This window comes from Methanoplanus endosymbiosus (assembly GCF_024662215.1).
GTDB classification, from domain to species: domain Archaea; phylum Halobacteriota; class Methanomicrobia; order Methanomicrobiales; family Methanomicrobiaceae; genus Methanoplanus; species Methanoplanus endosymbiosus.
Map to the genome: position 1 here is coordinate 2763431 of NZ_CP096115.1, position 12975 is coordinate 2776405.

The 12975-nt window shown below is 36.7% G+C and carries 14 protein-coding genes; 8 read left to right on the forward strand and 6 right to left on the reverse strand.

The genetic code is table 11. The annotated features are described in order from the left end of the window. Positions 1-166: 166 nt before the first annotated feature. The 3 genes from L6E24_RS12850 (at position 167) to L6E24_RS12860 (ending at position 2986) form a co-directional block, all read left to right on the forward strand. The gene (locus L6E24_RS12850; RefSeq protein ID WP_257742366.1) at positions 167-1162 is read left to right on the forward strand and encodes an RNA-guided endonuclease TnpB family protein; all 996 of its coding nucleotides are present in this window, start codon (positions 167-169) and stop codon (positions 1160-1162) included. 202 nt (positions 1163-1364) lie between these two features. Next, entirely contained in the window at positions 1365-2624 is a 1260-nt protein-coding gene (locus tag L6E24_RS12855) for an IS110 family RNA-guided transposase (RefSeq protein ID WP_257742367.1), read from the forward strand. A 239-nt stretch (positions 2625-2863) separates the two neighbouring features. Beyond that, positions 2864-2986: a zinc ribbon domain-containing protein gene (locus tag L6E24_RS12860; protein ID WP_257742368.1), complete on the forward strand. Its 123-nt coding sequence runs from the start codon at positions 2864-2866 to the stop codon at positions 2984-2986. Positions 2987-4135: 1149 nt separating this feature from the next. Here L6E24_RS12860 and L6E24_RS12865 read toward each other — a convergent pair. Beyond that, positions 4136-4336, reverse strand: coding sequence for a hypothetical protein (locus L6E24_RS12865; protein WP_257742369.1), 201 nt, complete (start codon positions 4334-4336; stop codon positions 4136-4138). 520 nt (positions 4337-4856) lie between these two features. On the opposite strand from L6E24_RS12865, the gene L6E24_RS12870 reads away from it, so the two are divergent. Further along, positions 4857-5009: a hypothetical protein gene (locus L6E24_RS12870; RefSeq protein WP_257742370.1), complete on the forward strand. Its 153-nt coding sequence runs from the start codon at positions 4857-4859 to the stop codon at positions 5007-5009. Here L6E24_RS12870 and L6E24_RS12875 read toward each other — a convergent pair. The 4 genes from L6E24_RS12875 to L6E24_RS12890 form a co-directional block, all read right to left on the reverse strand. Next, a complete protein-coding gene (locus L6E24_RS12875; protein ID WP_257742371.1) occupies positions 5006-5422 on the reverse strand; it encodes a type II toxin-antitoxin system death-on-curing family toxin in 417 nt (138 codons plus the stop codon). The genes L6E24_RS12870 and L6E24_RS12875 overlap by 4 nt on opposite strands. Before the next feature lie 205 nt (positions 5423-5627). Next, the gene (locus L6E24_RS12880; protein ID WP_257744031.1) at positions 5628-5837 is read right to left on the reverse strand and encodes an antitoxin VapB family protein; all 210 of its coding nucleotides are present in this window, start codon (positions 5835-5837) and stop codon (positions 5628-5630) included. A 159-nt stretch (positions 5838-5996) separates the two neighbouring features. Further along, positions 5997-6167 carry an antitoxin VapB family protein gene (locus L6E24_RS12885; protein WP_257742372.1) on the reverse strand — a complete coding sequence of 57 codons (171 nt, stop codon included), beginning with the start codon at positions 6165-6167 and terminating at the stop codon, positions 5997-5999. Between the two features lie 206 nt (positions 6168-6373). Continuing rightward, positions 6374-7003: a hypothetical protein gene (locus tag L6E24_RS12890; RefSeq protein WP_257742373.1), complete on the reverse strand. Its 630-nt coding sequence runs from the start codon at positions 7001-7003 to the stop codon at positions 6374-6376. 416 nt (positions 7004-7419) lie between these two features. Between L6E24_RS12890 and L6E24_RS12895 the strand changes: the two genes are divergently transcribed. The 3 genes from L6E24_RS12895 (at position 7420) to L6E24_RS12905 (ending at position 11429) form a co-directional block, all read left to right on the forward strand. Next, complete coding sequence (locus L6E24_RS12895; RefSeq protein ID WP_257741680.1) at positions 7420-9201, forward strand: IS66 family transposase; 1782 nt, start codon at positions 7420-7422, stop codon at positions 9199-9201. An 89-nt stretch (positions 9202-9290) separates the two neighbouring features. Continuing rightward, positions 9291-9413, forward strand: a complete 123-nt coding sequence (locus tag L6E24_RS12900) for a zinc ribbon domain-containing protein (RefSeq protein ID WP_257742374.1) — start codon at positions 9291-9293, stop codon at positions 9411-9413. Between the two features lie 780 nt (positions 9414-10193). Further along, the gene (locus L6E24_RS12905) at positions 10194-11429 is read left to right on the forward strand and encodes an ISL3 family transposase (protein ID WP_257742375.1); all 1236 of its coding nucleotides are present in this window, start codon (positions 10194-10196) and stop codon (positions 11427-11429) included. A gap of 281 nt (positions 11430-11710) precedes the next feature. On the opposite strand, the gene L6E24_RS12910 is transcribed toward L6E24_RS12905, so the two are convergent. Continuing rightward, entirely contained in the window at positions 11711-11860 is a 150-nt protein-coding gene (locus tag L6E24_RS12910; RefSeq protein ID WP_257742376.1) for a hypothetical protein, read from the reverse strand. 173 nt (positions 11861-12033) lie between these two features. On the opposite strand from L6E24_RS12910, the gene L6E24_RS12915 reads away from it, so the two are divergent. Beyond that, a complete protein-coding gene (locus L6E24_RS12915; RefSeq protein ID WP_257742377.1) occupies positions 12034-12960 on the forward strand; it encodes a glycosyltransferase family 2 protein in 927 nt (308 codons plus the stop codon). Positions 12961-12975 lie beyond the last annotated feature (15 nt).

Here is a 12975-nt window from a genome sequence, read left to right on the forward strand (position 1 = left end):
ACTTTTTTGTGAGCTTTGTTTGTGGGTTTTGTGCCTGAATTGTGGATTGTGGATTGGTTTATAAGGTTAGCGTAAAACCCCTTGGTCTTTAGCCAAGGGGATGTAAGCGACAATATAGTGTTTATAACACAAAGCATTTAATGTGTTAGGTTTAATTATTATATGCATGTTAATTGCTTACAAATTTAGAATGTATCCAGATAAATCTCAAATTGAAAAATTTGAACAACATTTTGGTGCTTGTAGATTTGTATATAATTTTGCACTTGAAATGAAGATAAAATCTTATGAAACTGATGGAAAATCAGTATCGAGATTTACTTTAAATAAAATGCTTCCTGAATTAAAACAAGAAAATGAATGGTTAAAGGAAGTTAATTCACAGTCTCTTCAGGGAGCTACATTACATCTGGATAACGCATTTACTAAATTTTTCAGGGAGAAAAAAGGATTTCCTAAATTCAAATCACGAAAAAATCCAGTTCAATCATTTTCTGTTCCTCAAGCATATTCTGTTGATTTTGACCGGAATTATGTTAAGTTGCCTAAAATTGGATATGTTAAAACGACACTTCATAGACGGTTTAACGGAGATTTAAAGACTGCAACTGTTTCCCGGAATAGCGCAGGTAAATATTTCATAAGTATTCTTGTTGATGATGAGTTAGAGTATCCATTACCTGGAGCATTTGATGCCAGTAATACAATTGGTCTTGATGTAGGTATAAAGGACTTTGTTGTTACATCTGAAGGTAATAAGTATGACAATCCAAAGTTCCTGAAAAATTCAGAAAAACGGTTAAAAACTCTTCAGAGAAGATTTAGCCGAAAAAAGAAAGGTTCTTCAAATTTCAAAAAAGCAAAATTACAGTTAGCAAAACAACATGAAAAAGTAAGTAATCAGCGTAATGATTTCCAGCATAAAATTTCTTTTCAAATCATTAGCGAGAACCAAGCAATTGCTGTTGAAACATTAAAAGTTGAGAATTTACTTAAAAATCATAAATTAGCAAAAAGTATCTCTGATGCCGGGTGGTCCGCCTTTTTTGAAAAATTAAAATATAAAGCGGAGCGGTATGGTAAGACTATACTACAGATAGGACAGTTTGAACCATCTACAAAAACCACAATGTATTCTGTGAATAGCAGGCACAAAAAATGAAAGCTCTCTAATGCTCACCTTTTTTATTAATGACCACTTTTATACTCGTTGGGGCAGGAAGATTGTTTCTAATTTGGAGCTTTTAGCCCGTCCAAAAACTAATCAGTGGTCTGCAATCGGAAGCACAAATGTGACTTTGATCACGAATAGTAAATTGCTTTAATGCAAATCCACTGCCCCATTTTAAAGGAGGTGTTAGTATATGGCAAAGGATATACAGAAATCTTGTGGTCTTGACATACACAAAGATTTTTCCATAGCTACTGTCCTTGAAAGAGGTAAAGATGGTAAGATACAAAAACGATTTGAAAGAGACGATGACGGAATTTTAGCTCTAAAAAATTTCGTTTTAGAACAGAAGTGTGAAGTTGTTGCATGTGAGTCAACTAACGATTTCTGGATGCCTATTTATGACTGTTTATTTGACAAAGTGACAGTAATTGTAGGGAATGCTCGTGATATTAAGGCTTTGAATCATAAAAAAACTGATAAAATTGATTCTGAGCATATTGCTATATTGGCCTTAAATGGAATGATTAATCCTTCAAGAGTTTTTCCTAAAAGTTTACGTGACATCAGATCGCTTGTTAGATTCAGGCATAGGGTGGTTGAAACCAGATCGATCATTAAGAATATTGTTCACAGTATTCTTAGTTCAGAGCTTTTCCAGCTTAGAAATTCATTGTCGGACATTTTTGGCAAAACTGGAAAAACTGTACTTAGAGGAATCACCGAAGGGCGTTCTATCGATAACATTATTGAGAGATTTCCTGAACGCATGAAAAAAAGAGAAAATGAATTCAGGGAAATTTTAAAAAAACAGATTTCTTATGATGCTGTTCTGAAATTAAAATTATGCTTAAATATAATGTCAGAAATCGATAATTCAATTAAATTTATCGAAAATAGGATTTTTAACTGGGCATATACTAATCGAAAACGTGAAATGGAACTCCTGATGTCAGTACCAGGTATTGGTGAAATTAGCGCAGTAACCCTTATTGCTGAAATCGGTGACTTTAATGATTTTCCAACTCCTTCAAAATTAGCATCATGGCTTGGAATTGTACCTAATGTTTACCAGTCAGCAAACAAATATTACAGTTCCACTATCACAAAACGCGGCTCAAAATATGCAAGATGGATTCTTATTCAGGTTGCACATGTTGTAGCTGCCAGAACTAAGAAAAATAAGTTAAGGGCGTTCTTTAACAGAAAAAAACCTGTTATCGGTTATAATAAGGCTATTGTTGCATTAGCACATAAAATTGTAAGGACAATCTGGAGTCTTATAGTTAATGGAAATTGTTACCAGGATGAGTATAATTTCAGCAAAGAAGAATTTAAACCCAGTTATTCAGTTGAACTGGAAGAAATCTCCATTGATGAATGTCTCTCAATCTTTGTACAAGCAAAATCTGCCTTAACTAAAAAAGATCCTGATAAATTTAATCTTACTTAGCCTTAGAACCAGGATAACGGAGCATAACATAGCGTAGCTTGCTGTTAACTCATTAAATTTTGAAATATTTTCATGCTCAGTCATAAAACTTGATTAATATATTCCAAATTTACCCAAAAAACAGGTAGAGATCTCGAATCTCATACTAAAATTTCAGATATTTTGATGGGAATATTATTACTTCCTATTGGGGGCTTTCATAGTAAATTTGTAGTAATTGTGGATATTACAATTCTGAAATGACTTTGTCGGTAAGAGACTGGGTTTGTCCTGATTGTGGAATGCATCATGACAGAGATATAAATGCTGCAATAAATATCAAGAAATTTGCTCTTGATAGACAGAATCTAATTGGAATATAATCTCCTTACACCCCTGGGACGGGGGGAAGGGCCTGTGGACTTGTGGAGGTTACTCCGAGGTATGAAGCAGGAAGCCTCTGGGTCTTTAGCCCAGAGGTAGTTCACTTTATGCTGGAGGGCTGCGGGGGGGTTTGCCCGCACCGCCCGGCGAAGCCTGCGAAGCAGGCGGAGCTGGCGGTGTGGTGTGAGTGTTGCGAAAATTGTGAAAATTGCGAATATTGCGAAAATTGAGGGAGTGCGTGCCGGGGCACCTGGGTTGCATCATCTGGACTATTCTCTCCGTTATTGCGCATAATGGCTTTGAGGTCTGGTTACTGTTACTATATGTTACGGTGTATTGCTTTGTGTTTTTTCATGTTTTTCATTTTTCTTCGTGTTGCTTTTTTTGTGGGTTGTTGAGTTTTGTCGCTGCTGTGGCGCTGTTGTAGCGCTGCCGGGTTGTGCCATTATTTTGGTTTATCGTGGTTGTGTTGTATTTGTATCAGTGGGTTTATTGCTCTGTTTTTGGTGTATTGTGGCTTTATCTTTGTTTTTTTATTGTTGTGATTTTGGTGTATTATGGTTGTAAACTGGTTGTTTTATTGGTGCGTTTTTGGGGAATTATGGTTGTAGCATGGTTGTGTTGTATTTGTATCAGTGGGTTCATTCATCTGGTGGTGTCTGAATAAATCAGTGGAGGTGGAACAGGGAGCAGGAAGCACAGAGCAGAAATACAGGAGCAACCGGAATACCTTTTATTGGTTATTGTGGTTTTTGCGACTTTTGTGATGATTCCTGTGAGTTGCTCTCACGATATGGTTATATGCTTTCTGAAGATTCTCAGCCCTGATTTCCTCATTTTTTTCGTTGGAATATATTGAAAAGTGCATGAAAGCACTTTCCATTTCTATTAATACTTCAACTGGTTTTTGCCCAAGGTAAGCGAGGCAATCCGCATATACAACTAAAAAGTAATTGTTTACAAGATAGTTATAATCTTCAGATGAAATCATGCATGATCTACAAATAATGATTATTTGCCCTTAGTGACTGTAACGAAATAAGTAATTAATTGAGTTTTAAAATAAATTTCAAACCTCCACGATAGTGTATATTGTGCCCATATAATTATTATTTCTATATTGGAATATATCTGTTATTTTTGAACACTCACTTAGAGATAAGTTTGTCCATTTTTTTGCCGGAATTTATAGACGTTAGCTTAAATACACTACCTCCTTTCGCCATTATGGCATTATCAGAACGTTTGTACTCCAGTTTTTTACCTGTTTTTTCCTGAATGAAATTGTCTATTTCTTCAATAGTTCTAAAATTACTTACAGGCGTCTCATATTTTTTTTCAAAGAACAATGACTTCATCTTTAATGACACCTTACTTTAGTATCTGAAATTATTGCCTTACATTCACTTAATATTTACCGACGAACACATTTTAGGCTGCTTAAAATAAGTATGATTCACCTCCGGTTTTATGGATATGTTATCAATCAACCTTCTATAGTATCCATAATGGCAGAATGAACACATCCGAGCACAGAATAGGTGCCTGGGCCACCTCTTTTTGTGACCTGTCGCATGGGGTGGGTTTTAGGTAAGGAGCCTTTTTCTCTCCTGTAATCAGCTATTCACCATTAATGTTTAACAGAACTTTTCACAAGAGCAAAAAATAGAATATGTCCTGTTTTGTCAGTAGAATATCACAAATTGTATATTCTGTAGCAATTGGACAGTAAATCCGTTTAGGATAGCCGATTATATGATCCTGAACAATAATTCCGGCAGTATTGCATAAGTCCTGCTTTGATGGTTAAATTAATATCGGTCCTTTGCATATAATATTATAAGTGAAAAGAGGATGGGTGAGCCGACTATGAATAAAGTAATTAATAAATCAGAATATAACATTTCGCGGGGCAAAAGAACTGTAAAGCCGGATGAAGGGCTAAACAAATTTGAGAGAGAGGCCCTGCAGAAGACTTTAAGACGTCATAAAGTTTCATTCAGGGAACTTGCAAAACACTAAATATTTTTCCCGGGTTCTTCCTTAACGTTATTTTTAAGCCATTCCTCTACATCATCAACTGAAAGTTCATATCCACATTTTTTTATGTCATATGTTGCAACATTTATTGTAAAATCCTTAATTTCTTCCTCCGAAGCCGAAATTAACAGGTTTTTTGTGGCCAACACATTTTCAGCAACCGCAACTGCTGTTCTTTTGTTTCCCTGAAAAAAAGGATGTTCTGTAGCAATTTTATAATATAGCCAGGCTGCATGTTCAAAGAGATTATTTTTCCAGTTCCATTCATTGACGATATAGTCCAGTGTTCCCTGATCCCGGATTTTGCCTTCCATCCCAATATCTTCAGGGAGATCACTACTTAGAATGATCTGTGACTGAATATCAATCAATTTTTGTGCAGTTGGTTCAATCATAAGTATATCGCTTATTTTATTCCTATAGCATCTTCAGTAATCAGAATTATAGTTATTGTCAATGATGGTCTAAGAGTTTCCATTCTTTAACAAATCATCAGGAAAGTTCCGGGCCTCCTTTTGTCTGGTATTATTCCGGCTTCTGATTAGATCGATTAAAAAAGTACTGTCAAGGACGATCATTCAGTCATTACTCCTCTATTAATTAGTCTTCTTCAACGCTTTTGGCCATAATGTCGGCATCTTCGTCAGAGAGATGACCTATTCTGTCAAGAGCTTCCTGTAATTCTTCCGGAGTTCTGATCCTTGGAATGGTTCTAAGAATAACACTTGAAAAGCTCTCTTCCTCACTTTTTTTCCATTTATTTAATCTCTCATATGCTTCTTCTGAAAGGCTCACTGTTTTGGATGCCATATCATAATATAGTTCATGGGGGTTGATAAATATTATTGCATTGCTGAAATTATTCATATATTTTATATCCCGGTAGGAGATGGCAAATATTAAATCCGTGAGGGACGCTGAATCAAAAATGATCATTCAATGTCCTTCTTTAGTTTTTCCGCTTCTTCCTCAGATATTCAAAGACCTTCTTTTTCTAAATTCCTCAAGAATTTTAGAGATGTCGCGATGTTTTGGGAGAACTCTGAGTATTATACCTGAAAAATTTTCATAATCTGTATTTTTCCATGTCAATAATCTCTCATACGCTTCTTCTGAAAGACTCACTGTTTTTGATGCCATAGTTTACATATAATGTACTATCTCTGAAATAGTTTTTTCCTTAACGGCCGGACACCACAGTCATGCACAGATGAGGTAACCAGACCCACCCATTTTTGGGACATATCACATGAGGGTGGGTTCAAGGTTGGATCATCCTCTCTCCCGTAAACAGTTACTCACTCTGCAACATTGAATTTGTAATAATTTCTCATAAGTCCATTACACTATTCAATGTAGTCGATTTTATTTTCCGGAGGGTTCTCTTTCAGATATTTTTCTCCATACCAGCATATTAAATAAAGGCCGCCAATGTAGATTACTGCAAAAAACAGTAACAGAGTTGTATTCAGCTCAATTTCATATTGTACATTAAGGTAGGCACCATAACAGAAAGAAAGAAGAGCAATTATGACCTGAGCTGCTATTAATGAGAAGATAAAGGATAATATTCTTTCCCTGTGCTGTTCAACAATTTCGTGTCTTTTTCCCGGAGGAAACAGTTTCTTAAAAGAAACCTGATCTTTGGAAGGGTTTCCATGAATTCTGATTACAAGCAGCGTACCCATTGTCGTAGCTACAACTGTGAATGCAATGAATGCATCAAGCGTAATCTGCAAAGAATTCAGTATTAAGATGTACGATGACATCAAAGGAACGGAAACTAAAAAATAAACCTTTAATATCTTCTTTTTCCTTTGTTTTTCATTATTTGTTTCGTAATTATGATATACCCCTATAAAAGAAATTTGCTCTGATAACCAGGGAAGAACATAAAATATTGTCAGACAGAAAAATATTACAAGCAATAAGGATATTGTTGGAGGATATAAAAAACCGGATAGTTCATCCATCATAACTACTTATTCTGAATTACCTGACTCTTTTTGCTTATATATACATTAAAAAGTACAAATGCATACATAAATCCAAGACCTATGAGCAATGAATTTGACAGCATTGCAATTATACTTGCAGAGCCTAAAAACAATTGTAATCCAGCTGTAATTATATTTGATAATACCATAGCAATCAGAATTTACAGATATATATTGTATTTTCTATTATTAATTCTTTGCTTGTTCTTCAAATATTTTCTCCCGGTGATTGATATTATTGGATTATTATGGGTAAAACCCAACCCTTTGAATTTGAAGATCCATCCTATACCTTTGAGTCCCATCTGAAGCTATTTAGTATCATATCCATAATGTGAGGTAATGTGATAATGGATAATAATTTGTACTTATAAATTCAAAATATAGAATACATTATGTCAAATGGTATCTTCAAAGAATTAGAATCCGTAATAACTCCTGATCGGATAGATAATTCTCCGGATAAAGACATAATATATTTGCTCATCTCAGCCTTTGAGGAACTATCTGCAAAATACGATAAATTATATGAAGAGCATCTTCAACTCAGAGATGATTACAATCATCTAATTGGTGAACAGGGTAGGCCGGAAGCCGCAAAAAAAGGAAAAAGAAAAGGGGGTTCTGGCAATAAAAATCATTCTACTGAGGAGGAACGCTCAAAAAAAGAGAAATCAGATCAAAATAATCCAAATAAAGGCAGAGGAAAACGTAATCATAAAATCGAAATCCATGAAGAAAAGATCTGGTACTCTGACAAAAATAAACTTCCGAAAGATGCAGTTTTTAAAGGCTTTTCTGAATTAATCATACAGGACATTGAAATTCGTCCGAGAAATACAAAGTTTTTACTTGAAAAATATTATTCCCCTTCAGAAGGAAGATATCTCTTAACTGATCGACCTCAAGGATATGGTGGAGAATTTGGTCCTGGAATAAAGGCACTTATTATTGAATGCAAAGCAATTTGTGGAATGAGTGAAAATGGAATTAGAGCCTTTTTAAATAACCATGGTATCTTTATAGCCCAATCTACAATCTCAAGGAAATTAACTGAAAAGAATGAGGTTTTAGATAAAGAATCGGAAGATATACTAAAAGAAGGAATAAAGTCCTCCGATTACCTCCAGACAGATACAACTGGAGCTAATGTAAATGGCACTCAATATAATACACATATCTTTTCAAACCATAATTTCACAGCATTTAGAACTTCTCCAAAAAAGGATAGAATTAGCATAGTTAAGCACATTATGGAAGTTTTAGAACCCAAGTACCTATTCAATGAGTTTGCCTTTGAACATTTATCCAATCTTAGAACCGCAAAAAAATGGATCAAAAAACTTAGAGAAAATATTTACAACTCTTGCTTTAGTGAATTTGAATTAGAAAATAGTTTGGTTGAGTTATTTGGTCAAGAAGGATTTAAAACGCTTAAAAAGCGAGTTACTGAGGCTGGATTGATTGCTTATTACAGATCACAGAAAGATTACCCAGTTCCAAAAATTCTTCTTACAGATGATGCACCCCAATACGACAATATCACTGAAGAACACCAGTTATGTTGGGTTCATGAAGCCAGACACTATAAAAAATTAAAACCTAAAACTGCTGTAATGAGAAAAGTCCATGAAGATTTCATGGATCGGTTTTGGGCATTTTACAGAGAGATGAGAGCATATAAAGACAATCCATCTCCAGAGTGGGCATTAAAAATTAGAAAGGACTTTGATGAGTTATTTAACAGCGAGACTGAATATAAAGAGTTGAACCTAAGAATTGAGAAGACACACCGGAATAAAGACTTCTTACTCACATTCTTAGATCACCCTCACGTCCCTCTTCATAATAATGATGCTGAGCTTGGAGCACGAGCACAGGTCAGACATCGTGATATAAGCTTATTTACAAGAAATGAGAAAGGAACAAATGTTGTAGACAGAAATTTAACAATTGTTAAAACTGCTAAGAAGTTGGACATAAATCCCTTTGATCATATAGCCGGTTTGATCATAAATGGTCATAGACAAAAATCACTTGCTGAGATAATAGCATGCAAAAACCAGAAAGCAACCTTGGATGATCTTAAAATAGAGGGTAAAAATTCAGTTGCTACAAAAGAGGACCTTTCAAATGTACCGGTAGGTCAACACAGATACATTTCATCCAACTTATAAAAATTCATTTTTAACCTATTTCTCCGATTTTGGATATGATACAAAAATTTTCATAATCTGTATTTTTCCATGTCAATAATCTCTCATATATGACTTTGTCAGTAAGGGACTGGGTATGTCCTGACTGTGGGGTGCATCATGACCGGGATATTAGTGCTGCAATAAATATCAGGAAATTTGCTCTTGATAGACAGAATCTAATTGGAATATAATATCTTTACACCCCTAAAACGGGGGAAGGGCCTGTGGACTCGTGGATATTGCTCCGGGGTATGAAGCAGGAAGCCTCTCTGGTCTTTAGCCCAGAGGTAGTTCACTGCATATTGTGGGTATTGCGTTTGCCGGGTATTGCATGTGCTGGCTATTGCGCATAATGGCTTTTGAGGTCTGGTTACAATATGTTACTGAGTATTGCTTCGTGTTTGGATTTTGTTTGGATTTTGTTTGGATTGTGCTTGGGTTGTGCCGTTGGTGCAGTTTATAGGATAGAACCGCCGGGGTTACCCGCACCGTCCGGTGGAGCCTGCGAAGCAGGCGGAGCTGGCGGTGTGGTGTGGGTGGTGTGAGTGTTGCGAAAATTGCGAAAATTGCGAAAATTGCAAAAATTGATGGAGTGCGTGCCGGGGCACCTGGGTTGCATCATCTGGACTATTCTCTCCGTTATTGCGAATAATGGTTTTTGAGTTCCAGTTACAATATGTTACAGGGTGTTGCTTTGTGTTTTTTCATATTTTTCATGTTTTTCATTTTTCTTCGTGTTGCTTTTTTTGGGTTGTTGAGTTTTGTCGCTGTTGTAGCGCTGTTGTAGCGCTGTTGTAGCGCTGTTGTAGCGCTGTTGTAGCGCTGTTGTAGCGCTGTTGTAGCGCTGTTGTAGCGCTGTTTGGTTTTTTAGGCTCTTCGCTAAATCCTGTGGGTGATTATAAATTCAATTGTGATGTATTAAATAATATATTTGAGTTAAATACCTCAAAAATTACAGGTAAATAGATTCTATGTTCCCACATAATGACTCATCAAATCAATACTTTCTCTTTGAACAGGCACTTGGAATAACTTCACCTTGGCACATTAAATCTCTTGATTTCAGCTCAAATCTTCAACAAATAGACATATCTGTTGATTTTAATACTGGTGCAAAATTCAACTGTCCAATATGTGGTGCATCACTCTGCAAAGTACATGACACCACTAAAAAGACTTGGCGGCACCTTGATTTTTTTCAGCATAAAGCTTATTTGCACTGTCGAGTACCTCGTGTATGCTGTGAAACCTGTGGAGTTCATGTTGCAGATGTTCCGTGGGCAAGAAAAGGTAGTGGATTCACCTTATTATTTGAATCAATGGTTCTATATCTCATCCAGCGTATGCCTGTGGCTCAAGTGGCAGAATATATTGGAGAGCATGACACGAGATTATGGCGAATTGTGGAATACTACGTTGTAAAAGCTCTTAATAAGGAAGATCTTTCGTCAGTTTCAAGCATTGGTATTGATGAAACTTCTGTAAAGAAAGGGCACAATTATGTAACGCTTGTTGTTGATTATGAAACAAAACGGGTAATCTATGTTTGTGACGGTAAAGACTCATCAACACTAACTTCATTCCGTAATGAACTCCTCGCTCATGGTGGAAATCCTGATTTAATTCACTCTGGTTGCTGCGATATGTCTCCTGCATTTCTCAAGGGTTTTCGAGAATCGTTTCCTGACTGTAATGTCACTTTGGATAAATTTCACGTGATAAAAATCATAAGCGATGCAGTTGATCAGATAAGACGCGGGGAATCAAAAAAGCAACCAATTCTAAAGAAAACAAAATACTTGTGGTTAAAAGATCCTAATGATTTAAAGCCAGAACAGAGAATAGAGCTAAATAATCTCCTTTGTGTTAATCTCAAAACCGCTGAAGCATACAAACTAAAGCGTAGATTCCAAGAATTATGGAACCAAGATAACCCTGAAAATACACTTGATTCTTTAAATAAATGGGTTGTCCTGGCAAATGAATCCAAACTTAAACCCATGATTAGGGTCGCTAAAACAATTAAAAAACATGAGGGAGGTATTTTGAATATTGTCAAATCAGGCATGACAAATGCCATTCTTGAAGGGACAAATAGTCTTATCCAAACATTCAAACGAGCAGCCAGAGGATATCGTAATAGTAAGACTCTAATTAAGATGATTTATCTCAGATTGGGGGATCTCAACTTTGGATTACCCACATAAAACAGCGAGGAGCCGTTTTTTACTACTTTGGGGTATCATAATTTATCATGGTTGTGTTGTATTTGTATCAGTGGGTTCATTCATCTGGTGGTGTCTGAATAAATCAGTGGAGGTGGAACAGGGAGCAGGAAGCACAGAGCAGAATACAGGAACAACCGGAATACCTTTTATTGGTTATTGTGGTTTTTGCGACTTTTGCGATGATTCCTGTGAGTTGTGACAACTCCACTGATTTATTCAGACAGCATCCGGGTGGATGAATCCACTGATACAACTATGATTCAGCTATGACTATGGCTATGGTGCAGCCATGACACAATTTCAATCTCAATCTCAGTATTGGTACCAATTTCAGTACCGGTATCAATCTCAATCCCAATCTTAACCTCAACTTTAATATCAAAAGCATTTTTAATTCTTAGGTAGAACATAACTGGTAATAGTCTGGCATATAGTATTGATTGGCATAATCGGGTTACAATGCCATGATGTGACCGGAGGGTGGTATTATAATATTTGGTTGGGATAAGTCAGGAAAAGGGGGTGTCTGGGGCAGTTGTCTGGCAATCTGACAGGATTAGAAGGGAAGAATTCATGCTTAGATGTGAAAAATTCATGCATCTGTGCAATTATCCCCTGCCTCAATGAAGAGCTTGTCATAGGTAGCCTTATCCTGAAAACCCTGCCGGAAGTTGACAGGGTAATCATAGTAGATGATGGTTCAACCGACAGAACGGCAGAGGTTGCAGAACTTGCAGGTGCCGAAGTCATAAGATACGAAGAGAACCAAGGCAAAGCCTATGCACTAAAGAAGGGCATTGAGGCAGCAGTTAATAAAGGCTGCACAGCAGCAGTTCTCCTTGACGGCGATGGCCAGCACCACACAACCGATATTGCAAGGGTGCTGGCTCCGGTTATCACCGGTGGAGCTGATCTAGTTATTGGTTCCCGCTTCATAAATCTGGACGGCGATGAGAACAATAACAAGGTGCCAAAATACCGGCGCCTTGGTCAGGTAACTCTTGACTATGCAACGAATCTGACTTGTGACAAAGAAGTCAGACAAAACTCAAACTTCAAAAGCACTGATTCCCAGTCCGGCTTCCGTGCCCTTGGTCCCAATGCCCTTGCAAACATGGATTTCATGTCAAACGGCTACAACATTGAGTCTGACATGATTACCCACATGCTTGGAAAGGGCCTTAAGATCTGTGAGGTGCCCATCTCAGTCAGATATGATGTTCCAAACAAGCACAAGAAAAACCCGATAACGCATGGTTTTGGTGTTCTGGGAAGTATTGTAGGCAAAATTGGTTACAGCCGGCCCCTGTTAGTTTTTGGAATTCCCGGCCTCCTGCTCTTTGTAATAGGCCTTGTAAGCGGCATCTTCGTAATATCCGAATACTATCACTTCGAGATATTTCACTACCTGATGCTCTTCATCAGCTTCAACTGCATTGTCATAGGTATGCTTCTGATAACTTCCGGGTTAATACTAAACTCCTTAACCCTCATGATGAAAAAGGGTTAATCTATTAAATTTAAT